The organism is Leifsonia lichenia (assembly GCF_054780215.1).
This window is the reverse complement of sequence record NZ_BAAGWT010000004.1, coordinates 130,354-153,382: the sequence shown is the minus strand read 5'-3', so window position 1 is coordinate 153,382 and position 23,029 is coordinate 130,354. Positions and strand designations below refer to the sequence as shown.

At 70.0% G+C, this 23,029-nt stretch carries 26 protein-coding genes; 13 read left to right on the top strand and 13 right to left on the bottom strand.

Going from position 1 to position 23,029, the window contains the following annotated elements; translation table 11 throughout:
* The first annotated feature begins 123 nt into the window (after nt 1-123).
* A complete protein-coding gene (locus ACYVGI_RS11230; protein ID WP_460632704.1) occupies nt 124-717 on the top strand; it encodes a GDSL-type esterase/lipase family protein in 594 nt (197 codons plus the stop codon).
* Nucleotides 718-791: 74 nt separating this feature from the next.
* On the opposite strand, the gene ACYVGI_RS11225 is transcribed toward ACYVGI_RS11230, so the two are convergent.
* From ACYVGI_RS11225 to ACYVGI_RS11215, 3 genes are all read right to left on the bottom strand, one after another.
* Nucleotides 792-2,066, bottom strand: coding sequence for a M20/M25/M40 family metallo-hydrolase (locus tag ACYVGI_RS11225; protein WP_460632893.1), 1,275 nt, complete (start codon nt 2,064-2,066; stop codon nt 792-794).
* Nucleotides 2,067-2,134: 68 nt separating this feature from the next.
* Nucleotides 2,135-2,662, bottom strand: coding sequence for an O-acetyl-ADP-ribose deacetylase (locus ACYVGI_RS11220; protein WP_460632703.1), 528 nt, complete (start codon nt 2,660-2,662; stop codon nt 2,135-2,137).
* Nucleotides 2,663-2,664: 2 nt separating this feature from the next.
* Nucleotides 2,665-2,943, bottom strand: coding sequence for a metal-sensitive transcriptional regulator (locus ACYVGI_RS11215; RefSeq protein ID WP_055892256.1), 279 nt, complete (start codon nt 2,941-2,943; stop codon nt 2,665-2,667).
* A gap of 61 nt (nt 2,944-3,004) precedes the next feature.
* Between ACYVGI_RS11215 and ACYVGI_RS11210 the strand changes: the two genes are divergently transcribed.
* From ACYVGI_RS11210 to ACYVGI_RS11190, 5 genes are all read left to right on the top strand, one after another.
* Nucleotides 3,005-3,229, top strand: a complete 225-nt coding sequence (locus ACYVGI_RS11210) for a heavy-metal-associated domain-containing protein (protein WP_460632702.1) — start codon at nt 3,005-3,007, stop codon at nt 3,227-3,229.
* Complete coding sequence (locus ACYVGI_RS11205) at nt 3,226-5,472, top strand: heavy metal translocating P-type ATPase (RefSeq protein WP_460632701.1); 2,247 nt, start codon at nt 3,226-3,228, stop codon at nt 5,470-5,472. Before ACYVGI_RS11210 ends, ACYVGI_RS11205 begins: the two co-directional genes overlap by 4 nt.
* Nucleotides 5,473-5,651: 179 nt before the next feature.
* Nucleotides 5,652-6,077, top strand: coding sequence for an RbsD/FucU domain-containing protein (locus tag ACYVGI_RS11200; RefSeq protein ID WP_460632700.1), 426 nt, complete (start codon nt 5,652-5,654; stop codon nt 6,075-6,077).
* A 133-nt stretch (nt 6,078-6,210) separates the two neighbouring features.
* Nucleotides 6,211-6,552: a DUF6804 family protein gene (locus tag ACYVGI_RS11195; RefSeq protein WP_460632699.1), complete on the top strand. Its 342-nt coding sequence runs from the start codon at nt 6,211-6,213 to the stop codon at nt 6,550-6,552.
* Between the two features lie 172 nt (nt 6,553-6,724).
* Entirely contained in the window at nt 6,725-8,881 is a 2,157-nt protein-coding gene (locus tag ACYVGI_RS11190; protein WP_460632698.1) for a DEAD/DEAH box helicase, read from the top strand.
* Nucleotides 8,882-9,086: 205 nt separating this feature from the next.
* Here the strand turns inward: ACYVGI_RS11190 and ACYVGI_RS11185 are convergent, their stop codons facing one another.
* Entirely contained in the window at nt 9,087-9,275 is a 189-nt protein-coding gene (locus ACYVGI_RS11185) for a hypothetical protein (protein WP_460632697.1), read from the bottom strand.
* 59 nt (nt 9,276-9,334) lie between these two features.
* Nucleotides 9,335-9,727, bottom strand: a complete 393-nt coding sequence (locus ACYVGI_RS11180; protein ID WP_460632696.1) for a DUF3224 domain-containing protein — start codon at nt 9,725-9,727, stop codon at nt 9,335-9,337.
* Between the two features lie 75 nt (nt 9,728-9,802).
* Here ACYVGI_RS11180 and ACYVGI_RS11175 point away from each other — a divergent pair, with 75 nt between their 5' ends.
* The 4 genes from ACYVGI_RS11175 (at nt 9,803) to ACYVGI_RS11160 (ending at nt 13,183) form a co-directional block, all read left to right on the top strand.
* Nucleotides 9,803-10,432, top strand: a complete 630-nt coding sequence (locus ACYVGI_RS11175; protein ID WP_460632695.1) for a CYTH domain-containing protein — start codon at nt 9,803-9,805, stop codon at nt 10,430-10,432.
* A 119-nt stretch (nt 10,433-10,551) separates the two neighbouring features.
* Entirely contained in the window at nt 10,552-11,580 is a 1,029-nt protein-coding gene (locus tag ACYVGI_RS11170) for a 6-phosphofructokinase (RefSeq protein WP_460632694.1), read from the top strand.
* Nucleotides 11,581-11,649: 69 nt separating this feature from the next.
* Nucleotides 11,650-12,573: an NADP-dependent oxidoreductase gene (locus ACYVGI_RS11165; protein WP_460632693.1), complete on the top strand. Its 924-nt coding sequence runs from the start codon at nt 11,650-11,652 to the stop codon at nt 12,571-12,573.
* A gap of 202 nt (nt 12,574-12,775) precedes the next feature.
* Nucleotides 12,776-13,183, top strand: a complete 408-nt coding sequence (locus ACYVGI_RS11160) for a hypothetical protein (RefSeq protein WP_460632692.1) — start codon at nt 12,776-12,778, stop codon at nt 13,181-13,183.
* 63 nt (nt 13,184-13,246) lie between these two features.
* On the opposite strand, the gene ACYVGI_RS11155 is transcribed toward ACYVGI_RS11160, so the two are convergent.
* Both ACYVGI_RS11155 and ACYVGI_RS11150 read right to left on the bottom strand, forming a co-directional pair.
* Nucleotides 13,247-14,524, bottom strand: a complete 1,278-nt coding sequence (locus tag ACYVGI_RS11155) for an alpha-hydroxy-acid oxidizing protein (RefSeq protein ID WP_460632691.1) — start codon at nt 14,522-14,524, stop codon at nt 13,247-13,249.
* A 101-nt stretch (nt 14,525-14,625) separates the two neighbouring features.
* The gene (locus ACYVGI_RS11150; protein WP_460632690.1) at nt 14,626-15,303 is read right to left on the bottom strand and encodes a LysR family transcriptional regulator substrate-binding protein; all 678 of its coding nucleotides are present in this window, start codon (nt 15,301-15,303) and stop codon (nt 14,626-14,628) included.
* Nucleotides 15,304-15,337: 34 nt separating this feature from the next.
* Here ACYVGI_RS11150 and ACYVGI_RS11145 point away from each other — a divergent pair, with 34 nt between their 5' ends.
* A complete protein-coding gene (locus tag ACYVGI_RS11145) occupies nt 15,338-15,730 on the top strand; it encodes a DUF5997 family protein (protein ID WP_460632689.1) in 393 nt (130 codons plus the stop codon).
* A gap of 91 nt (nt 15,731-15,821) precedes the next feature.
* On the opposite strand, the gene ACYVGI_RS11140 is transcribed toward ACYVGI_RS11145, so the two are convergent.
* The 6 genes from ACYVGI_RS11140 to ACYVGI_RS11115 form a co-directional block, all read right to left on the bottom strand.
* Nucleotides 15,822-16,226: a DUF1622 domain-containing protein gene (locus ACYVGI_RS11140; RefSeq protein ID WP_460632688.1), complete on the bottom strand. Its 405-nt coding sequence runs from the start codon at nt 16,224-16,226 to the stop codon at nt 15,822-15,824.
* A gap of 68 nt (nt 16,227-16,294) precedes the next feature.
* A complete protein-coding gene (locus ACYVGI_RS11135) occupies nt 16,295-18,298 on the bottom strand; it encodes an APC family permease (protein ID WP_460632687.1) in 2,004 nt (667 codons plus the stop codon).
* Between the two features lie 106 nt (nt 18,299-18,404).
* Entirely contained in the window at nt 18,405-19,976 is a 1,572-nt protein-coding gene (locus ACYVGI_RS11130; RefSeq protein ID WP_460632686.1) for an SDR family NAD(P)-dependent oxidoreductase, read from the bottom strand.
* Nucleotides 19,977-19,985: 9 nt separating this feature from the next.
* Nucleotides 19,986-20,261, bottom strand: a complete 276-nt coding sequence (locus ACYVGI_RS11125; RefSeq protein ID WP_460632685.1) for a DUF6510 family protein — start codon at nt 20,259-20,261, stop codon at nt 19,986-19,988.
* Nucleotides 20,258-20,998 (bottom strand): FAD-binding oxidoreductase, encoded by a 741-nt coding sequence (locus ACYVGI_RS11120; protein ID WP_460632684.1) that lies wholly within the window; start codon nt 20,996-20,998, stop codon nt 20,258-20,260. The genes ACYVGI_RS11125 and ACYVGI_RS11120 overlap by 4 nt, the downstream gene beginning before the upstream one ends.
* A complete protein-coding gene (locus ACYVGI_RS11115; RefSeq protein ID WP_460632683.1) occupies nt 20,995-21,588 on the bottom strand; it encodes a sulfite oxidase-like oxidoreductase in 594 nt (197 codons plus the stop codon). Before ACYVGI_RS11115 ends, ACYVGI_RS11120 begins: the two co-directional genes overlap by 4 nt.
* Nucleotides 21,589-21,634: 46 nt before the next feature.
* Here ACYVGI_RS11115 and moaA point away from each other — a divergent pair, with 46 nt between their 5' ends.
* Together moaA and ACYVGI_RS11105 are read left to right on the top strand one after the other, a co-directional pair.
* Complete coding sequence (gene moaA / locus ACYVGI_RS11110; RefSeq protein WP_460632682.1) at nt 21,635-22,744, top strand: GTP 3',8-cyclase MoaA; 1,110 nt, start codon at nt 21,635-21,637, stop codon at nt 22,742-22,744.
* Nucleotides 22,737-23,006: a MoaD/ThiS family protein gene (locus ACYVGI_RS11105; protein ID WP_460632681.1), complete on the top strand. Its 270-nt coding sequence runs from the start codon at nt 22,737-22,739 to the stop codon at nt 23,004-23,006. Before moaA ends, ACYVGI_RS11105 begins: the two co-directional genes overlap by 8 nt.
* The last annotated feature ends 23 nt before the right edge of the window (nt 23,007-23,029 follow it).

Below are 23,029 nucleotides of genomic sequence, written 5' to 3'. Positions count from 1 at the left end.
GCGCATCCCGCGATCGCCGTCCTGACGCATCCGGAGGGGTGTACCGCAGCCGCTGGCCGCGGTACACCCCTCGCGGCTTTCAGCTTCTTGGGGGAGGATGGCAGAAAGACTTAGGAGGTCCGGATGACGGATCAGGGGATGTCGGGTATGGGTCCGACCGCCCTCGTCGGGGACAGTCTCACGCAGGGCGGGGACTGGCAGGCGTGGATGCCGGGGGAGACGATCTACAACTTCGGGGTCGGCGGAGACACGTCCGACGACGTGGTCGCGCGGATCTGGGATGTGATCAACGCCCAGCCCGCTGTCGTGGTGCTGCTGATCGGCACGAACGACCTCGCCTGGCGGCGCTCCGTCGAGCACGTGGTGCGCAATGTGGAGACCATCCTGGTGACGCTGCGCAGGGAGCTGCCGGAGACGCGCATCCTGGTGCAGTCCGTGCTGCCGCGCGGTCACGAGTTCGCCGACCAGATCCGCGACATCAACCGCCACCTCTGGCAGTTCGCGCCGACCGTGCACGCCCAGTGGCTCGACCTCTGGCCGTCTCTGGCGCTCGACGACGGCGAGCTGAACCCCGCATACAGCGACGACAGGCTCCACCTCAACGAGGAGGGCTACCGCGTCTGGGTCAACGAGCTGGTCCCAGCGCTGGAGCGCTTGCGCCAGCAGCCGCCCACCAGCCGCGCGATCACCCTCCCCGACCTCGGCGGCGCCGCGTAGCAATCGAGCCCAGGCTTTTTCACCGCAAGAACCGGTTTTGAGGTGAGAAACCCTGGGCTCGATTGCGTCGGCGGTCAGCGGGCGCGCAGGAGGGTCTCGTAGAAGCGGATGCCGCGGAGCCAGGTGGCCACGTGGATGCGCTCGTTGCGGGCGTGCAGGGTCGCGCGCTCCTCGGTGGCCATCTCGAACGGGGTGAACCGGTAGACGGCGTCGCTGATCGCCGTGAAGTGGCGGCTGTCGCTCGCGCCGAGCATGATGTACGGCGTCACCACCGCCTCCGGGTGCACAGCCGCGATGCTGCCGGCGACCGCCTCCCACTCCTGGCCGCTCGTCGGCGACACCGGGGACGGCTCACTCGGGTCGACCGTCTGGATGCGCACCAGCGGGTCGTGGATCGCCTTGCGGATGTGGGCGACCGTCTCCGCGACGCTCGACCCGACCGCGATCCGCACGTTCACGACCGCCTCCGCGGTCTCCGGCAGCGCGTTGGCCGCGAGGCTCCCGCTGAGCTGGGTGACGGCCGTCGTGGTGCGCACGATCGCACGCGTCTCGTCGCTCACCCGGCCGAGAACGGCGACCAGGGCGGGTTTCAGCGTGCGCGCCCTGGTGAACACCGCGCGCAGCGGCCCGCTGGCGTGCGCGCCGAGCGTCTCCACCATCTGCAGGTTCGTCTCGCTGAGTCTGGCCGGGAACGGCTTGGCGTTGAGCCGCGTGATCGCGCGGGCCAGCCGCACCGTCGCCGTCAGCTTGGGAGGGGTGGATGCGTGGCCGCCGTTCTGCTCGACGGTCAGGCGCACGCTGGTGATGCCCTTCTCGCTCACTCCGACGACCGCGATCGGCTTGGCGACGCCGGGGAAAATGCCCTCCACCACCGCGCCGCCCTCGTCGACGACCAGTGCAGGACGGATGCCGCGCTCGCCCAGGGCGGCGACGATCGCCTGCGCTCCCGAACCGACCGTCTCCTCGTCGTGGCCGAAGCTGAGGTATACGTCGGCCGCAGGTGTGTGGCCCGCGGCGACCAGCGCATCCACTGCTTCGAGGATCGCGACGAGGGCGCCCTTGTCGTCGAGGGTGCCCCTGCTCCAGAGCACGCGGCCGTCTCCGTCGCCGGTGAGTTCCGCGCCGAACGGCGGGTGCTCCCAGCCTTCGTCGGTGGCTGGAACGACGTCGTAGTGGGCCATCAGGACCGTCGGCGGCCCGTCGCCCGCTCCACGCCAGCGGTAGAGCAGCGAGTGGCCGTGCCGTTCGCGCTCGAGTGTCGCGTGCAGCGCTGGATAGAGTTCGGGGAGGGCGGCGATGAAGCGGTCGAACGACTCCCAGTCGGTGTCGTCCACGACGTTGCGCGACATGGTCGGGATGCGCAGGAGCGTGCGGAAGCGCTCCAGGGCGGCATCGTCGTCGATGCCGGGGGTGGCGCTCACTCGCCCGCCGCCGTGCGGAACGCGGTGAGGGCGTCGTCGGAGAACAGCACGAACCGCACGCGCTCGACCGGGCCGAACGATGCGGCGAGAACGGCGCGCACCGTGCTGACCGCGATGCGCGCGGCGTCGTCCATCGGCCAGCCGTATGCTCCGGCGGAGATCGCGGGGAACGCGACGGAGGTCGCGCCGACCTCGCGGGCGACGCGCAGGGACGAGCGGTAGGCGTTCTGCAGCAGCTCTGTGCGGTCCTCGGACGCCGACCAGACAGGGCCGACCGCGTGGATGACCCAGGTCGCGGCGAGGTCGCCCGCCGTTGTGGCCACGGCCTGGCCGGTCGGGAGGCCGTCGGGAAGCGTGGTCGCGCGCAGCTCGCGGCAGGCGTCGAGGATGGCGGGGCCCCCTCTGCGGTGGATGGCGCCGTCGACGCCCCCTCCGCCGAGTAGGGAGCTGTTGGCGGCGTTCACGATCGCGTCGACGCGCTCGTCGGTGATGTCGCCCCGGACGATCTGGATGAGGTCGTCCACGGTCAGCCCCTGTTGTTCGAGAGCTCGTACACCTTCAGCAGCTCCACGATCGCGTCGTCGCGCTGGCTGCCGCCCTCCTCGAACATCTCGGAGACGTGCGTCTTGAGGTGGTTCTCGACCAGCAGCTTGTTGAGGGAGCCGAGCGACTTCTGGATGGCGAGGGACTGCGTGATGATGTCGATGCAGTAGTCCTCGTTCTCGATCATCTTCTCCAGGCCCCTCAACTGGCCTTCCAGGATGCGCGTGCGGTGCATGGCGCGTTTCTTGATGTCTGCGATCACCGTTCCAGGATACCGCGCCGATCCCACATACCCCTATGGGGTATGTGTTACAGTCGAAGACATGGAAACGAGCTACGACATCCGGGGCATGACCTGCGCGCACTGCGCACACGCGGTGACGGAGGAACTCAGCACCATCGACGGCGTGACGGCGGTCGCGGTCGATGTGGCGGCGGGCACGGCGACGGTCACCAGCGACACGGCACTCTCGGTGGATGCGGTCGCGGTCGCGGTCGAAGAGGCCGGATACGCACTGGCCCACCCACGCCGCCTTCCCCTGCTGTGACGGGCGCGACGACGGGCGCGACAACCGCGCCAGGCTCCTCCGCCGACACGGTCGAGCTCGACCTCGCCATCGACGGCATGACCTGCGCGAGCTGCGTGGCGCGCGTCGAGAAGCGCCTCGGGCGCCTGGACGGCGTGACCGCAAGCGTCAACCTCGCCACGGAACGCGCTCGCGTCTCGGCGCCGGCCTCCGTCGACCCCGCGCTGCTCGTGGCGGAGGTGCAGAAGGCCGGGTACGGCGCGCACGTCATCGAAGCCGCCGAACCGCTGGCTGAAACCGACTCCGGCACTGCGCTGCGCATCCGGCTGCTCGTCAGTGCGGGCCTCACCGTTCCCGTGGTGCTGCTCGCGATGGTCCCCGCCTGGCAGTTCTGGGGCTGGCAGTGGGTGTCGCTGGTGCTGGCGACGCCGGTCGTGCTCTGGGGCGGCTGGCCGTTCCACCGGGCTGCGGCCGTCAACCTGCGGCACGGTGCGGCAACGATGGATACGCTCGTCTCGCTCGGCACGGCAGCCGCATACCTGTGGTCGGTGTGGGCGCTCGTCTTCGGCACAGCGGGCGAGCTCGGGATGCGCCACCCGTTCAGCTTCGTGGCGGAGCCTGGCAGTGCATCCGGCTCGATCTATCTGGAGGTGGCGGCCGGAGTCACCACGTTCCTGCTGCTCGGCAGATTCGTGGAGGAGCGGTCGAAGCGACGGGCGGGTGCTGCGCTGCGCGACCTGCTCCGAGCAGGGGCGAAGGACGTCGCGATCCTCACCGGCGACGAGCGGGAGCAGCGTGTCCCCGTCTCGGCCCTGGCGGTGGGCGACCGGTTCGTGGTGCGGCCAGGCGAGCGCATCGCGGCGGACGGTGTCGTGCTGGACGGCGCAGCCGCTGTCGACACCAGTGCGATGACGGGGGAGTCCGTGCCCGTCGAGGTGGGCGCAGGAGACGCTGTTGCCGGCGGGACGATCGCGCACGCCGGCACCATCGTGGTGCGCGCCTCCCGCGTCGGCGCGGACACCCAGCTCGCCAGGATGGCGAAGCTCGTGGAGGAGGCGCAGCTCGGCAAGGCGGGCATCCAGCGACTGGCCGACCGCATCTCCGGCGTTTTCGTGCCCGTGGTCATCGGGCTCGCCCTGGCGACGTTCCTGGTGTGGATGCTCGTCGGCGGAGGCACTGCGGCCGCCGTCTCCGCCGCGGTCGCCGTGCTCATCGTCGCCTGCCCGTGCGCGCTCGGTCTCGCGACCCCGACAGCCCTGCTGGTCGGCACGGGACGCGCAGCGCAGCTCGGCATCCTGATCACCGGGCCGGAAGTCCTCGAACGCACCGGCCGCATCGACACGATCGTCTTCGACAAGACAGGAACGCTCACCACCGGCACGATGACGGTCACCGGCGTCGTGACGGCAGACGGCGTGGCCGCGGCGGACGTGCTGCTGCTCGCAGCGTCGGCCGAGCGCGGTTCGGAGCATCCGATCGGCAGGGCCATCGCGGCCGCCGTGGATGCGCACGCTCCCGTCTCCGGGTTCCGTGCCGTCGCCGGGTTCGGCGTCAACGCGCTCGTGGACGGGCGGCAGGTCACCGTCGCCCGCGTCAACGACAGCGCCGGTATCCCCGGCGCGCTCGCCGTCGCCGTGCGCGCCGCCCGTGCCGACGGCGCGACGGCGGTGCTCGTCACAGTCGACGACCGTGCCGTCGCCGTGCTGAGCGTCTCCGACCCGCTGCGTGACGACGCGGAGGAGGCGATCGGGCTGGTCCGCGGTCTGGGGCTGGAGCCGGTGGTGCTGAGCGGTGACCACGAGGAGACGGTGCGCGCGGTGGTCGGGCCACTGCGCATCCGGAACGTGGTCGGCGGTGCGACGCCCGAGGGGAAAGCGCAGACGATCGCGGCGCTGCAGGCGAAGGGGAACTCGGTGGCGATGGTCGGCGACGGGGTCAACGACGCTGCCGCTCTCGCGGCGGCCGACCTGGGGATCGCGATGGGCTCCGGTTCCGACGTGGCGATCGAGGCGGGCGACCTGACGCTGCTGCGCTCCGACCCTGTGCTGGTGGCCGACGCCATCCGGTTGTCGCGACGCACGGTGGCGATCATCAGGGGCAACCTGTTCTGGGCCTTCGCTTACAACGTCGCCGCGCTGCCGGTGGCGGCGCTCGGGCTGCTCAACCCGATGATCGCCGGGGCGGCGATGGCGTTCTCGAGCGTGTTCGTCGTTCTCAACAGCCTGCGGTTGCGGTCGTTCACCGGGCGCAGGATTTCTTCCTAGATCGCGTCATATTCCGCGGCGGGGATGTATCCCTACCAGTGATCCTGTGAGGAGTGTGAGAATCCTTCCGGCGCGCCGTCCGCATTCACCCCTGAAAGGGGGGTGGGGGAGGACATACTGCCGGGTCTATCCTCCACATAGGGGTTGAGAAATATTCGTTTTACAGGAAAGGCCCGACTTTGCTGAAGAACCTCAGCCCGCTGCTGTCTGGTGCGCTTTTAAGCGCCCTGGATTCCATGCACGATGGCGACATGCTTACCCTTGTCGGCAGCGGCTATCCAGAAGAAGCAATCGTTTCACCCGTCATCCATCTTGGAGAAGTGACCACAGAAGCCGCTGCAGACGCGATCCTCAGTGTGTTCCCTCTCGACAACGAAGACCCGTCGCCGATCACGTTCCTCGATCTCGCCGGAGAACCGTACGATGTCCCAGACGTGGCGTTCGCGGTGAACGGCATCGCATCAGATGCCGAGCTCCGTCGCGTGCCCATGACCCGTCTGGAGCTCGACGAATTCGTCGAGCTCGCCCGCCATTCCGTCGTGACCGTGAGCGTGGGGTCGGACGCCCCACCATGCGCGTTCCTGCTGCGGAAGGGCGCCTGCTGAATCACACGCACCGTTGAACGTGGGCGTGCCGGCGCACCGTCGTCGGCACGCCCCGCCAGCATCCAGCCGTGCGTCAGCCAGGCACAGTGGATGCGCATCCAGCGCCGATCCCGCTGACGTAGACTCGGTGACCGTGTCCCGATACACCACCCAGCCCGCGTTCAATCGTGCAGCGCTCGCCCCAGGCATCCTGGGCGCGATCGTCCTGATCGGCGGCCTCGCCCTGATCGGGGGCGACTGGTACCTCTACGTGCAGTACGCGGTGAGCATCCTCGCGCTCATCCTCTGCGTGTTCGCCGGGCAGGCGAAGCAGTGGTGGTGGCTGGCCGGGCTGATCCCCGTTGCCGTGATCTGGAACCCGGTCTGGCCGATCGCGTTCGGCGACGTCGCCATCCGGCTGCTGCACCTCGCCGGCGCCGTGCTCTTCGTGGCCGTGGCCGTCACCGTGAAGATCCCCGTCGATCAACGTCGCTGATTCCCGCATCCTCGCGTAAACTGGTCTGAGCGCCGCGATTTCACTCGCGACGCGTCCCCGGCGCTCACCGCGGCGGGCAGGACCATTCGGTTCCCTGCCCGATCGCTGCGCCGGCCCTCACGCCACACGGCGTCCGCTCTTCGTCAGCGCGCGACGCTCCCACTGGAGGACCATGTCTCGTTCCGGTCAACGCACCAGCCCGTCACGCCAGCAGCAGCGACGCAACCGCCACGCGAACAACGACGGGCTGATCCCCGTCCTCGCGCGCAAAGTGCGGGAGGTGGAGGCGAAGGCCGCGGACGGCAAGAAGCTCGGGCCGACCAATCGCACCAAGTTCCAGGTCATCGCCTTCCTCATGCGCGAAGAGCGGGCCAGGGCGAAGTCCGACCCTGAGCTGAGCGACGCGGCGCGCGCCGAGCAGCTCAAACGGCTCGACGGCATCGCGACCATCCTCGCGAAGACAGCGGCACGTGACACCTCGCTGATCTCCCTGCTGGAGAGCGAGTCCCCGCCGACCGCCACCGCGCAGACCATGCGTCGCGACTGGCTGCTGGAGTCCGGCACCGAGCTGACGCCGGACGACCTCATCATCACGGTGGAGCGTCCCGTGGCGAAGCAGGACAGCGTCATCACGCCGGAGCTCGCCGAGAAGCAGGTGATCCCGCAGTCGGTGCGCGCCAGGCAGCTCTCCAACCCGTTCCTCGCCCCCGACTTCTCCCGGGCGACAGCGGCACAGCCTGCCCCGCGCCGCCGTCTCGACTCGTGGGAGCTGCTCGGCCCGCTGTTCAAGTCGTTCGAATACGGCTCCGGCGGTCAGGCGGCCAGCATGGAGCTGCCGCCTGCGCCCGCGATCGACAGGTACTCGCCTCCCGGCCTGGAGCTGATGCACCACCAGGCCCGCTTCGTGGAGAGCGTCAGGCTCGGACACCGCAGCTTCCTGCTCGCCGACGAGCCGGGTCTCGGCAAGACAGCGCAGTCGGTGCTCGCAGCGTCGGTCGTCGGTGCGTACCCGCTGCTGGCCGTCGTGCCGAACGTGGTCAAGATGAACTGGGCGCGCGAGGTCGAGCGCTGGACGCCGCACCGCAGGGCCACCGTCATCCACGGAGACGGCGAGGGGCTGGATGCGTTCGCCGACGTCGTGATCGTGAACTACGAAGTGCTCGACAGGCACCTGGCCTGGCTCAGCACCCTGGGCTTCAAGGGCATGGTCGTCGACGAGGCGCACTTCATCAAGAACCTGCACTCGCAGCGCTCGAAATACGTTCTCGGGCTCGCGGACGCCATCAAGAAGACCGGCGATCCGCTGCTGCTCGCCCTCACGGGCACCCCGCTGATCAACGACATCGACGACTTCAAGGCCATCTGGCAGTTCCTCGGCTGGATCGATGGCAACAAGCCGTCGCCAGAGCTCATGCAGAAGCTGGAGGAGACCGAGCTCACCCCGGCCGACTTCGGGTTCTACGCCGCGGCCCGCGAGGCGGTCATCGACATGGGCATCGTCCGCCGCCGCAAACTCGACGTCGCCTCCGACCTGCCGAGCCGTCGCGTGGTCGACCTGCCCGTCGAGCTCGACGACGACCTCGGCCGCAGTATCCGCCAGGCCGAGAAGGAGCTGGCCGCGCGTCTGGTCGCCAAGTTCCGCCGTGCATCCGCCGCTGGTCGCCCCGATTCGTTCGACGGCGACGACGAGGCGCACCGCAGGCACCTCATCCGGCTCGTCGCCCAGTCGGAGCTGGAGGAGTCGAAGTCGGCCAAGAGCGGGGACAACGTCTTCACGATGGTCCGCAAGATCGGTCAGGCGAAGGCGGGGCTTGCGTCCGACTACGCCGCGCAGCTCGCGCGCTCGGTCGGCAAGGTGGTGTTCTTCGCCAAGCACATCGACGTGATGGATGCGGCCGAGGACGCCTTCGCCGCCCGCGACCTGAAGACGATCTCGATCCGCGGCGACCAGACCGCCATCGCCCGCCAGCGCGAGATCGACGCGTTCAACAACGATCCGGATGTGTCGGTGGCGGTGTGCTCGCTGACCGCGGCGGGTGTCGGCCTCAACCTGCAGGCCGCATCCAACGTGGTGCTGGCCGAGCTGTCCTGGACGGCGGCGGAGCAGACGCAGGCGATCGACCGCGTGCACCGCATCGGTCAGGAGGAGCCGGTCACCGCGTGGCGCATCATCGCGGCGCAGACCATCGACTCGAAGATCGCGGAGCTCATCGACGCCAAGCAGGGCCTCGCGGCCCGAGCGCTCGACGGCTCGGACGTGGAGCTCGGCTCGGCGGACTCCGTGCAGCTCGACGCCCTCATCCACCTGCTCGAGGACGCGCTCGGCTGACGCCGTCCGCGGCGCACGAGTCGTGCGAAACGTGCGGTCGCGCTCGCCCCGACCGCACCTTTCGCACGAGTCGCGGGCGCACGAGTCGTGCGAACGGTGCGGTTAAGATCGCGGCGACTCGCACGTTTCGCACGAGTCGCCGGGCGCACGAAGCGTGGGGCGCACGAAGCGTGGGCGCACGAGTCGCGCGGGCACGAGTCGTGCTTCAGGCGATGCCGGCGTCGTCGAGCGGCACGGGGCGGTCGTCGTCGGGAACGAGGTCGTCGTCATCGTCGTCCGCGACGGGGAGGTCGTCCTCGTCGTGGACGTTCGGCGCGGGCTCGTAGTCGCCTTCCTGCTCTTCGCGGAAGGCGTCGAGGTCGTCGTCGCCGGGGCGCGTGTCGCTCTCGCTCATGCACCGAGGGTACCTCTCGCGCCGCCGGTGGTCGAGGGCCGTTCGACCGGGATGCGCGTTCAGTCGAGCTCGAACACGAAGTACGGCCCGCGCTCGTCGTGCAGGATGCGCGCGCTCCCTGCGAACCCGGAGAAGTCGTCCGTTCCCGTCCCCGGCACGATGTAGCCGAACGCCGAAGGATCGCCAGGGTGCTGCAGTGCGCCGTGGTGCACCGTGAACGACCCCGTTCGTCCGTCCGGCAGCGTGCCCGTCACCCGCTCGGCGGCCAGGTACCCCCTGCTCTCCTCCGTGCCGGACGAGATGAAGTGCGCCACCGACTCCCCGACCAGGCCCTCCGTGTACGTCTTCCGCATCGTGATGCCGCCGACCCAGTCGCCGTCGATGCCGGGCAGGTCGGCCGGGTCCCATCCTGTGACGTCGAATCGGGCCGTGATCGTCTCGCGTTCGCTCATGCCTTCACGATAGACAGCCCTGCCGTCGAGGTCTGGAAATTTCGCGACAGAGCGAAACTGCACTAGACAGGGGGAATGCCCCAGCACTCTCAGGTTGAAATCGAGCGAAAGTACGACGTCGACGAGAACACGGAGCCTCCGTTCCTGGTCGGCGTCGGCGCCGTCGCGACAGGGTCGAAGCCGGAGACGGCCGAACTCGTCGCCACCTACTTCGACACCTCCGACCTGGCGCTCGCGCACGCGAAGGTCGCCGTGCGCGTCCGTCGCGGAGGAGCCGACGAGGGCTGGCACGTCAAGCTGCCTGCCGAGGAGGGCCGCACCGAGCTGCACTGGCCGCTGACCGACGGCGACGATGTGCCAGCCGAGCTGATCGCATCCATTGCCCAGGTGGCTCCGGATGCACGAATCGGCGACGCACCGCTCGTCCCGATCGCGCGGGTCACCAACACCCGCACGACGGTCGTGCTGCAGGATGCGGCCGGGTTCGACCTCGCGGAGTTCTGCGACGATCACGTGACCAGCGAGAACCTGCGCAGCGGCGGCACGCAGGGCTGGCGCGAGTGGGAGGTGGAACTGCTGAGCGGCGCCCCTGACACGCGCTCCGGCCGCACCGCGCTGCTCGACGAGATCGAGGAGCGCGTGCTCGCGGCGGGCGCCGTCGTGTCTGCCAGCTCGTCGAAACTGCAGCGCACTCTCGGGCTCTAGCCGCTCGCGCGCCGCGCGCACCGTCCGCACGCCGATGCTGCCGTGCCGGGCGTTTTTGTACTGACGACCACCGTCGGGCATGATTCACAGGTAGCGAATATCACCCAGGGAGCAGCATTTTGAAGATCGGCATCCTCACCAGTGGCGGCGACTGTCCAGGACTGAACGCGGTCATCCGCGGCGCTGTCCTGAAAGGCGACCGCGCCCAGGGCACGGACTTCGCCGGATTCCGCTACGGCTGGCGAGGCGTCGTCAACGGCGACATCATGCCGCTCGACCGCCACAGCGTGCGCGGGCTCTCCCGTCAGGGCGGCACGATCCTCGGTTCCAGCCGCACCAATCCGTTCGAGGGCGACAACGGCGGCCCGGAGAACATCCAGCGCATGATGGACGAGAACGGCATCGATGCGATCATCGCCATCGGAGGAGAGGGCACGCTCACCGCTGCCCGCCGCCTGACCGATGCCGGTCTCAAGATCGTCGGCGTGCCGAAGACCATCGACAACGACCTCGCCGCCACCGATTACTCGTTCGGTTTCGACACCGCCGTCGAGATCGCCACGGAGGCCATCGACCGTCTGCGCACCACGGCCGAGTCGCACCAGCGCTGCATGGTGGTGGAGGTCATGGGCCGCCACGTCGGCTGGATCGCGCTGCACTCCGGCATGGCAGGGGGAGCGCACGCCATCCTCATCCCCGAGCAGCCGCAGTCGATCGAGCAGATCGTGGAGTGGGTCGAGTCGGTCCGCGACCGCGGAAGGGCGCCGGTCATCGTCGTCTCCGAGGGCTTCCACCTCGACACGATGGAGGAGGCGCACTCCCACAAGGGCCTGGATGCGTTCAACCGTCCGCGTCTCGGCGGAATCGGCGAGATGCTCGCCCCGATGATCGAGGAGCGCACCGGCATCGAGTCGCGCGCCACGGTGCTCGGCCACATGCAGCGCGGCGGCGTGCCGAGCGCATACGACCGGGTGCTCGCCACGCGCCTCGGAATGGCGGCGGTCGACGCGGTCTACGAGGGACGCTGGGGCTCGATGGTGTCGCTGCGCGGCACCGACGTGGTCAACGTGTCGATCGCGGATGCGACGGGCGGCCTCAAGACGGTGCCGCAGGCGCGCTACGACGAGGCGGCTCTGCTCTTCGGCTGAGTTCGGTCCGGACGCCTGCGGTCGCCGCGGCCGGAACTAGACTCCTCGTCACAGACGTAAGGAGTTCGCGTGCCCAGGTCCGTTCGATTCGACGAGTTCGGCTCCCGCGATGTGCTCCGCCTGGTCGAGACGGCGCGGCCGTGGCCGAGCGCCGGGCAGCTCGTCGTGCGGGTGATGGCCGCCGGTCTCAACGCCATCGACGCCAAGGCGTTTCGGGATGAGCGGGTCGCTGCGCGCTTCGGCGTCACCGTGCCGAGCGGGGTCGGCCAGGACTTCGCCGGTTTCGTGGAAGAGGTGGGAGACGGCGTCACCGGCTTCACGGTCGGCGAGGCCGTGTTCGGGAGCGTTCCGTTCGCGACGTTCGCCGACTTCGTGGTGGTCGACGCCGACGCCGCCGTGCTGCACAAGCCGGACCCGCTCACCTTCGAGGTGGCCGGGTCGCTGGCGACGGTCGGCAGGACGGCGATGGCGACCACCGCATCCCTCGGTCTGCGCGAGCACGACACCGTTCTCGTGAGCGCGGTCGCGGGCGGCGTCGGCGTGCTGGCCGCCCAGCTCGCGGTGCGCGCGGGAGCGACGGTGATCGGGACGGCGAGCGAGGAGCATCACGACTATCTGGAGGGGCTGGGCGTCGTGCCCGTGACATACGGCGACGGCCTGGCCGACCGCATCCGGGAGCTGCTGGACGGCGACAGGATCACCGCCGTGCTCGACAACCACGGTGCGGAGACGATCGAGGCTGCTCTGGAGCTCGGCGTGCCGGTCGACCGCATCAACACGATCGCCGCGTTCGGTCCTGCAGCCCGCGGCGCGCGCACGGTCGGCGGCTCCGCAGCGGGGAACGCCGAGCTGGCCGGGATCGCCGCCCTGCTGGCCGAGGACGAGTGCCTGCTGCCGATCGACTCGATCTTCCCGATCGAGCGCGTCGCCGAGGCGTTCGCCAGGCTGGAGGCCGGGCACGTGCGCGGGAAGATCGTGCTGGTCACGGACTGAGCGGCAGGGTTCGGAAGGAGGATCGTGATGGCACGCGGTGCGGATCTCCGTCGGGACGGAGGAGAGTCGCCAGTGGGCTGGAGAACTCCTGCTGAGCGCGGCGCGTCGCTCTGAGGGTGGGATGGGTCTGGGCCTGGGAAACACCGGGGCGGAGGCCTAGACTCGCGGACATGGTCTTCCCGCTGAGCGTCAGGAGCATCCGATGATCGCCGACGACACCGCACGCCTGCTGCGCGCCGCAGGGCTCCGCTGGCGGCCGCAGTCAGGAGACACCTTCGCGATCGACCGCGAGGAGCTGTCCGGCGACCGGTTCACCGTGAGCGACATGACCATCGAACCGCACGAGTTCGACACCGGAACGATCCTCGGCTTCAACGGGACGACGGAGTGGGCGCTCGACTCGCTGGCGGTGGAGGACGCGCTGTGGATTCCGCGCGAGGACCAGTTGCGCGACCTGCTCGGCGGCGCCTTCCTGCACCTCGCGCGCACAGACGACGGCTACCGCGTGACCATCCTGCTCGGGGGCGACGAGCGGCAGTTCGAGGACGAGGATGCGGCGACGGCGTACGCGCAGGCGCTGCTGTCGCTGATCGGCGCGTCGGTCTCCTAGCCCAGCTCGGCGCGCGGTTTGGCGCGCGGCTCGGTGCGCGGTTGGCGGGCGGAGCCGCCAGGCTCAGGCGAAGATCGACGCGTCCAGCTCCGCCACGCTGCGCACGCCCGCGAGCCCCAGGGTGATGTCGAGCTCGGCGATCGTGTTCCGCAGCAGCTCGCGCACTCCGGCCTCGCCCGCGATGGCGAGCGCGTACACGTACGGCCGCCCGATGCCGACGGCGCGGGCGCCGAGCGCGAGCGCGACGACCGCGTCGGCTCCGCTGCGCACGCCGCTGTCGAACAGCACGGGGATGCGTCCGGCCACCGCATCGACGACGCGGGGGAGCGCATCCAGGGCCGGCTGCTCGTTGTCGATCTGACGTCCGCCGTGCGTCGACACCTGCACGGCATCCATCCCGGCATCGACGGCGCGGGAGGCGTCGTCCGGGTGCAAGACGCCCTTGAGCACGATCGGCAGCGTTGTGCGTTCGCGCAGGAACGCGAGGTCGGCCCAGGTGAGGGCGGGGTTCGCGAAGACATCGAGGAACGTCTCGATGGCGGCGAGCGGTTCCGGAGAGCGCAGATTGTCGCGCAGCCGACCGGGATGGCGCCGCAGAATACTCGCGAACGACGCGACGGCGGCGGGGGTCAGCGGCGTGCGGACGCGCGGACCGCTCGCTGAGACGCGCTCGCGCACCAGGCGCCGGAACACCGGATCGCTCGTGTACTGGGCGATGCCGCGTCCGCGGCTGAACGGCAGATAGCCGAGGTCGAGGTCGCGTGGCCGCCAGCCGAGCACGTGGGTGTCCAGGGTGACGACGATCGCCTCGCAGCCGGCAGCCTCCGCGCGCGAGACCAGGCTCTCGACCAGCTCGTTCGACGAGCTCCAGTAGAGCTGGAACCAGCGGCTCGCGCCCGGGGACACCGCATCCATCGCCGCTGTCACCTGCTCCATCGGCATCGAGGCCTGGTTGGAGAGCACGGCGGGGATGCCGAGGGCTGCGGCGGCGCGGGCTGCTCCGGCGTCGGCCGATGGATGCGCGAGGTCGAGCACACCGATCGGCGCGAGCAGCAGCGGTGTCGCCCTCCGCGTGCCGAACAGGTTGATGCCGAGGTCGCGCGACGAGACGTCGCGGAGCACACGCGGCAGGATCCGGTGGGCGCCGAACGCCGCGGTGTCCGCCCGATCGGTGCGCTCCAGCCCCGCCGAGCCGGCGACGTACGCGAACGCCACCCGTGACATGCGGCGCTCGGCCGCCCGCTCGAGCGCGGGGAAGCCGACCGGGATGCGCGGGGTGCGGCCGGACACCCCCGCCCGGTAGACGGCGGACTGGGCATCGCGGCCGACGCTGGATGGCATGGCAACATTCTGCACCGTGGGGGCGAAGTGGCCGGTCGGCACACGGCCGGGGCGGCCGGGCTGGCCATGGCGGTCAGCGCTGCCGGCGCTGTCCGCGCGATTCAGCGGCCGCGGCGCGGCTTGCGTGAACGGGAGACGGGACGCCTGCCCTGCTTGCTGCCCGGGCCGTTCGGGCTCTTCGCCGCGCGGGGAGGTTTCTTGGCGTCCTGCTTGGCCGCGTCCGCCTGCGCGGCGGCGACGTCGGGATTGCGCGAACTGTGGGCGGTGCGGCCGCGGACGATGCCGATGAACTCGTCGACCAGCTCGTGCTGCGCATCCCTCGGCCAGGCGAGGCCGACCTTGCTGGGCTCCGCATCCTCCAGCTTCATCGCCACCACGTCTTTGCGGCGCAGCGCCTTCGCCACCGACTGCGGCAGGACGGCGATGCCGTCGCCGGCGGCGATGCTGCGGAACATCGCCTCCGACGGCACGCCGTCGATGCGCGGCTGGTCGTCGAGGTCGGCCAGGTGCAGTTTCTTCTCGAGGGTGAGCAGGTGCTCGTGGTGCATCGCGACGACGATGTCCTCCGCGTACAGCGGGATGAGGTGCAGCCCGTCGGTGTCGACAGGCTCGCGCACGAACGCCATGTCTGCGCCGCCGGTTTCGATGGCGTCGCGCTGCTCGGCGTCGGCCACGCGGGTCACGACGAGCTGCACATCCGGGTGTCTCTGCTCGAAGACGCGGGTCCATTTGCCGACGGTCACGCCGAGGGGGAAGACGATCGTGAACGTAGACGGCATCCTCCGAGGGTAGCGAACGGATACCCTTGAAACCATGAGCGCCCAGAAGAAGCCCCAGACGATGAAGGCGGCGACCGCCGCGAAGAAGCTGGGGATCTACCTCCCGGCAGCCCCAGCAGAGTTCCAGGACGGCGAGATCAGCCGCACCGAGTTCGACGAGCTCGCCGCCAACCCGCCGGAGTGGCTGGCGACGCTGCGCGCGGAAGGACCGCATCCGCGCGATGTGGTCGCCCACAAGCTCGGCGTCTCCAACTCCGGGCTGGCCCGCGGCGGCGTCACGGAGGCGCTCACCACCGCCCAGATCAAGGCCCTCCTGGAGGAGCCCCCGGCGTGGCTCGTGACCGAGCGCGCCACCCAGGCCGCCGTGCACGCGGAGAACGCGCGCGTCAAGGCCCGCAACGCCGAGCGCGCGGCGCGCACCGACTAGCCCAGCAGCAATCGAGCCCAGGCTTTTTCACCGCAAACCGCGCGTTTGCGGTGAAAAAGCCTGGGCTCGATTGCGTGGATGGGGGCGGCGCTCAGTGGGGGCCGGGGGCGGCGGAGCGCGTAGCGGCTCTGGCGATCAGCTCGGGGCCGGTGACGAGGGCGCGGCGCCACGGGGCGACGCCGTCGATCTCGATCTGCAGCGAGAAGCTCAGCACAGTCCTGATGAGGACGATCAGCGCGAGCACCAGGGCGTCGGTGAGCGACGGCGTCGACGTGACCGTCCTGACCAGGTCGGCGGCCACCAGCACCTCCAGGCCGAGCAGGATGACGCCGCCGAAGCTCTCCCTGAGCGTCTTGAAGGCGATCGCTCCGCTGCGGGAGGTCGCCCAGGCGCGGATCGCGATGCCGACGGAGACGACGAACCCGATGGCCATCGCGCTGACGCCGACCACCTCGAAGGCGATGGCGATGGTCTCGAAGAAGGCGTGACCGAACATGCGCTCATGCTCCCACAGGGCGCCCCGCGCGGCCAGCGCCAGCGCCGGTGTCAGAGTCAATGCCCGTGTCAGGACACGTGCACGGCGGGGCGGCGCTTCACGTCGCGCTCGGCTTCGCGGAGCACCTCCCTGGTGACAGGGGCGACCTCGCCCACGCCGGTGATGAGGAACCGGAACATGTTGGAGATGGGGTTCCCTTCCGTCCACTCGAAGTAGATGGTCGGCACGATCCCGGTCACGTCGCGGATCTCCAGCAGCACCGCCGCGATCGTGTTCGGCACGTTCCCCGCCTTGACCTGCAGCACCCGGTAGCCGTGCTTGACCACACCGTGCACCACCAGGTCCTCCTCGAAGTCGGAGGAGTCCGAGCGGTAGACCTCGATGAAGATGGTGCGCGAGCGCTGCGGGATGTGGCTGAACTTGCGCTCGTCCTTGTTCTTCTGCTCGTACTCCTTGGTGGTGTCGACGTCCGGTTCGTGCGAGATGATGCGGATCTCGCCCTCCTCCGCGTCTTCGAGCACGAAATCGAGAGCCGTCACGTCGAGCGTCACGCTCGTCGCCCTGAGCTGGAACGACCGGCCGATCCTGGAGACGATCGAGATGGTGAGGATGCCGATGATGAACAGGCTCGCGATGCGCAGGCCGTCCGGGCGTTCGAAGATGTTGGCGATGGTCGTGTAGACGAAGATCGCGGTGATGATCGCGAACGCGATGGTGCGCTTGCGCTGCTTTTTCCGCAGCGCGGATAGGGTGACGGCGAGGGATGCGGACGTGATCAGCACCAGCACGCCGGTCGCATACGCGCCGCCCTGCGCATCCACGTCGGCCTGGAAGACCAGGGTGATGATGAAGGCGATGAGCGTGAACACCAGCACCAGCGGTCGCACGGCGCGCGCCCACTGCGGGGCCATGCCGTAGCGCGGCAGGTAGCGCGGCACCAGGTTGAGGAGTCCTGCCATCGCGGACGCCCCTGCGAACCACAGGATGAGGATGGTGCTGAGGTCGTAGACGGAGCCGAACACGTTGCCCAGGTACTCGTGCGCCAGGTAGGCGAGCGCACGCCCGTTCGCCTGGCCGCCGGACTGGAACTCCTTCTGCGGGATCAGCAGCGTGGTGGTGAAGCTCGACGTGATGAGGAAGCAGCTCATGATGATGGCCGCGGTGGTCAGCAGTCGACCAGCCCCCTTGATGCGTCCCTGCGGGTGATCGGGGTCGTCGTTCGGCTTCCCCTTGATCTGGGGCATCACGGCGACGCCGGTCTCGAAGCCGGACAGGCCGAGGGCGAGCCGGGGGAAGACGAGCAGGGCGATCGCCACGACCATCAGCGGGTCGCCGTGCTGCGTGTTGAGCGCCTGCCACCAGTCGTCGATGGCGCTGGCGTGCTGGAACACCTCGACGATGGAGGTGCCGACCACGATGACGTTCAGCGCCAGATACACCGCCACCAGCACCACGGCGATGCCGATGGCCTCCTTGAACCCTTTGAGGAACACCGCCCCGAGGAGGGCGAGCAGGAACAGCGTGATGCCGATCTGGTTGCCGTGGAACCACGACGGCGTGAACGGGTTCTCGATCGCGTGCGCCGTGGCGTCCGCGGCGGAGAGCGTGATCGTGATCATGAAGTCGGTGGCGGCGAAGCCGAGCAGCACGAGCACGAAGAGTTTGCCTGCCCACCAGGGCAGCAGTCTCTCCAGCATCGCGATCGACCCGGAGCCCTTGAAGCTCTCCCTGGCCACCCTGCGGTACACCGGCAGCGCGCCGAGCAGCGTGAGGGCGACGAGCACGAGCGTCGCGAACGGCGACACCACCCCGGCCGCGAGAGCGGCGATGGCGGGCTGGTAGCCGAGGGTGGAGAAGTAGTCGACGCCGGTGAGGCACATGACCTGCCACCAGGTGTGCTGCCGTTCCGGCTTCCTGCCGTGCGGACCCTGGTGGGTGCCGCGCTCGTCGACGAGGCCGGACAGCAGCCAGTGCCGGAAAGCCCCTCCGCTCGACCGCGCCTGGCGCTCGTGCGCCTGCCCGGGAACGGGGGTGGGGCTGGTCGGCGTCTGTTCCGCAGGAGTGCTGGACATCGAGTTCCTTCGTTCTCGCGCAGAACGTCGCGCAACTGAATTGTACGCATCAGGAGACCGCGCGACCGCGCGCGAATGACGCCGATTCAGCGGGTTTCGCCGATCGTCACCAGGCCGAGCTGCGGTAGTCCTTGAGGAACACTCCGTACAGGTCTTCTCCCGCCTCACCGCGCACGATCGGGTCGTACACGCGGGCTGCTCCGTCGACGAGGTCGAGCGGGGCGTGGAAGCCCTCCTCCGCCAGGCGCACCTTGGTGTAGTGCGGGCGCTCGTCGGTGATCCAGCCGGTGTCGACGGCCGTCATCAGGATGCGGTCGGTCTCGAACATCTCGCCGGCGCTGGTGCGGGTGAGCATGTTGAGCGCCGCCTTGGCCATGTTGGTGTGCGGGTGGCCCGGCCCCTTGTACCTGCGGCCGAACACGCCCTCCATCGCGGAGACGTTGACGATGTATGCGCGCCCTGAACCGGTCGCGTCGGCGTCGGCCGAATCGGTCGCGGCCGCCATGGATGCGCGCAGCCTGCTGATCAGCAGGAACGGCGCCGTGGTGTTGCAGAGCTGCACCTCGAGCATCTCCAGCGGGTCCACATCCTGCACCGCCTGCGTCCAGCTGTTGACCGTGTGCACGTCCGGCACCAGGCCGCCGGCGTCGATCGCGCTGCCGTCCGCGTGCTTGGCGAGCGACGACGAGCCAGGCGCCATCGCGAGCGCGGCCAGTTCGTCGGCGGTCAGGGCGGACGGACCGGCGAGCTCGGCGACCGTGCCGGCGACGTTCGCCGCCGACAGCAGGGGATGCGCGGCGACGGACGCCTCGAGCGCGTGCGGGTGCGGGTCTGCCGTGTGACCGAAGGTCTCCATCTCCGGCAGGGGTCCGTCCGGCAGCGGCTGCGTCTCCGCCTCGGCGAGCAGGGAGTACGCGCCGGCCGAGCGCCGCACGGTCTGCGCCGCGTTGTTGATGAGGATGTCGAGCGGGCCGTGCGCCGCCACAGAGTCGGCCAGCGCGATCACCTGGGCAGGGTCGCGGAGGTCGATGCCGACGACACGGAGGCGGTGCAGCCACTCGCCGGAGTCGGGGAGCTGGGAGAACCGGCGGACCGCATCTCGCGGGAACCGGGTGGTGATGGTCAGGTGAGCGCCATCGCGCAGCAGGCGCAGGGCGATGTGCATCCCGATCTTGGCGCGGCCTCCGGTGAGCAGGGCGCGCTTGCCGGTGAGGTCGGTGCGGGCGTTGCGCTTGGCGTGGCTGGTGGCGGCGCAGTCGGGGCAGAGCTGGTGGTAGAAGGCGTCGACCAGCGTGTAGTGCTGCTTGCAGATGTAGCAGGCACGCGACTTGAGCAGGGTTCCGGCGCTCGCGCCCTCCGCGCTGGTGGAGAGGTCGAGTCCGCGGGTCTCGTCGTCGATGCGGTCGGGTGCTCCGGTGGCGGTGGCGGCGACGACGGCCTTGTCGGCCTCGGCGACGGCCCGGCGGATCTCTTTGCGCCTGGCCTGCTTGACCGCCTTGAACATGTGCGCGGTGGCACGGCGGACGGTGATGAAGTCCGGGTGCTCCTCATCCAGCTCGTGCAGGTTCTCGAGCACGCGCAGGGCGGCGGCGAGGTCGGCAGGGTCGACGCGCGGGGCGTCGGCCGGTGAGTCGGCCGGTGAGTCGTCGGAATCGAGTGGGGAGGAGTCGGGGAGCACCGGAGAATTCTACGCGGTGGCGCCTGGACGGACTTCCAGCCAGCTCAGCCCGCGCAGGTCGATGCACACCCGCTCGCGCTCTTCCACCGCGACAAGGAGCACGTCGCCGCACACCGAGCAGCGCATCACCAGCCCGTGATCGTTCGGGTACACCCGGGCGACGGCGACGACCGCCTCGTCCCCGCAGCTCGCGCACCGCCCGACAGCGCTGGTGATGTCGACGGCGAACACCTCGGAGAGGAGCCCGGCCGCCGCGTTCCCGTCGAGGTAGTCCTGGTCGGTCATGACGCGCCTCCGATTCCGCCGTAGCGCTCGGTCTTGATGCGGGCGGGGTCGTGCCCGGCGTCGACCAGCCAGCCGGACACGGTCTCGACAAACGCCGTCGCCCCGCAGAGGAAGAACGTGGGCGACGCGCTCGCCGGCAGCGCGGCGGAGGCGAGCGCCGCCGCCGTGAGGCGCCCTGCTGGCACCGGCCAGCCGGCGGGGGCCGAGCGGGTGTAGACGTAGTCGACGGAGAGCGGGGCGGCCGCATCCCGTGCCAGGGCGGCGAGCTCGTCGCGGTAGTAGACCGACTCCGGCGAACGCACGGAGTAGAGCAGCCTGAACGGCGCCGCGCTCGCCGCGGCGGAGTGGGCGCGCGCCATCGACATCAGGGGCACGACACCCGAGCCGCCGGCGATGAGCTGCACGGGTGCCGGGTCGCCCGGCCGCCAGACGAACCAGCCGCCGACGGGGCCGCGCACCTCCACCTGGTCGCCGACCTTCACGCCGTGCACCAGATAGGGGGAGACCTCGCCGTCCGCCAGTTCCTCGACCGTCAGCTCCAGTTCGTCTCCCGGCAGCGCAGACGCGATCGAGTACGACCGCACCGCCTGGTAGCCGTCCGGGGCGGTGAGGCGGACATCCACATGCTGTCCGGCCAGGTGCCCGCTGAGGCCGGGGATGCGCAGCTTCAGCGTGCGCGCGGTCGGCGTCTCGAAGCGGGCGGCGATCACGTCGGCGACGCGCCAGGCCGTGCTCACCAGTAGCGCTCTTCCTTCCAGGGGTCGCCGTACATGTTGTAGCCGTTCTGCTCCCAGAATCCCGGCTGGTCCTGCGGCAGCATCTGCAGGCCGCTGACCCATTTCGCGCTCTTCCAGAAGTACAGGTGCGGCACGAGCAGTCGGGCCGGCCCACCGTGCTCAGGCGCGAGATCGGCGCCGTCGAAGGTGTGCGCGATCCAGGCTTTGCCGTCGAGCAGGTCGGCGAGGGGGACGTTGGTGGTGTACCCGCCGTACGAGTGCGCCATCGTGTACTCGTACTCGGTGTCCACGCCGTCGAACAGCGTGTCGAGGGCGACGCCGCGCCACGAGGTGCCGAGCTTGGACCAGCTTGTGACGCAGTGGATGTCCTGGGTCACGTCGTCCTGGGGGAGGGCGAGGAACTCGTCCCAGCTCCAGCGGTGCACCTGTCCCTTCTCCGTGGTGATCGTGAAGGCCCATTCGTCGTGCGTGATGCGCGGAGTCGGGCCAGCGGAGAGCACAGGGAAGCCCTCGGTGAGGTACTGGCCTGGCGGAAGTCGTTCATCCTCGGTGCGGCGACGGCCGAGGAACCCGGAGGAGATGATTCCCATGCGCGCAGCTTATTCCTCGGCAGGCGGCGCGGTCTATGGTGATGGAATGACCGTCGTGAATCTCGGCACACCGCGGAGCATCGCTCTGCCGGAGGCTGCCCGGCCGGGAGCCGCTGAGCCGGGAACGGTCCGGCGGAGCGCTCCGAGTCTCGACGGGCGCCCGGTCGTCCCCGGCCTGATCGACCGCTTCGGGAGGGTCGCCCGCGACCTGCGCGTTTCCGTCACCGAGAAGTGCTCGCTGCGCTGCACGTACTGTATGCCGGAGGACGGCCTGCCGAGCATCCCGCGGGACGAGCTGCTGACCGCGGGCGAGATCGCCCGGCTGGTGCGCATCGCGGCGCGCGACCTGGGGATCACCGAGGTGCGGTTCACCGGCGGCGAGCCGCTGATGCGCGCCGACCTCGCCGAGATCGTCGGGCTGTCCGCCGCAGCGGCACCAGGGCTGGACCTCTCGATCACGACCAACGGGATCGGGCTGGACCACCGCATCCGGAGCCTGGTGGATGCCGGCCTCACCAGGGTGAACGTCTCGCTCGACACGGTCGACCGCGAGCACTTCGCCCGGCTGACCAGGAGGGACAGGCTCCCGGCCGTCCTGGCGGGCATCCGCGCGGCGCACGACGCGGGGCTCACCCCGCTGAAGCTCAACGCCGTGCTGATGCGCGACACGCTCGCCGGGGCGCCCGACCTGCTCGCCTGGGCGATCGAGAACAGCTGCCGCCTTCGTTTCATCGAGCAGATGCCGCTCGACGCCGACCACACCTGGATGCGCGACAACATGGTGCCGGCCGCCGAACTCCTCGACGTGCTCGGCGACCGCTTCAGCCTGACGGCCGCCGGGCGGGACGATCCGTCTGCGCCGGCGGAGGAGTGGCTGGTCGACGGTGGACCGGCGACGGTGGGGATCATCGCGTCGGTGACCCGCTCGTTCTGCGCCGCCTGCGACCGCACCAGGATCACAGCGGAGGGCACGGTCCGCTCCTGCCTCTTCGGCGACGACGAGACCGACCTGCGCGGCCTGCTCCGCGGCGGGGCGGACGATGCAGAGATCGCGCGCTGGTGGCGCCGGGCGATGTGGGGCAAGCAGGCGGGCCACGGGATCGACGCGGCGGGTTTCGTCCCTCCCGTGCGGAGCATGGGGGCGATCGGTGGCTGACCGGGCGGACGAGGCTGCCGCGACGGTGCTCGTGCGGTACTTCGCCGCGGCCGAGGAGGCGGCGGGGCGGCCGGAGGAGCGCATCCACCTGGCCGACGCGACGCTCGGGGCGCTGAGGGCGGAGCTGCTCGCGCGCTACGGCGAGCCGATGGAGCGGGTGCTGCGTTCCGGCTCGTTCCTGGTGGACGCGGTGGTGTCCCGCGACCCGGAGCGACCCGTCACGGGCACCGTGGACGTGCTGCCGCCGTTCGCGGGCGGGTGACGACCGCATCCATCGAGCCGGGA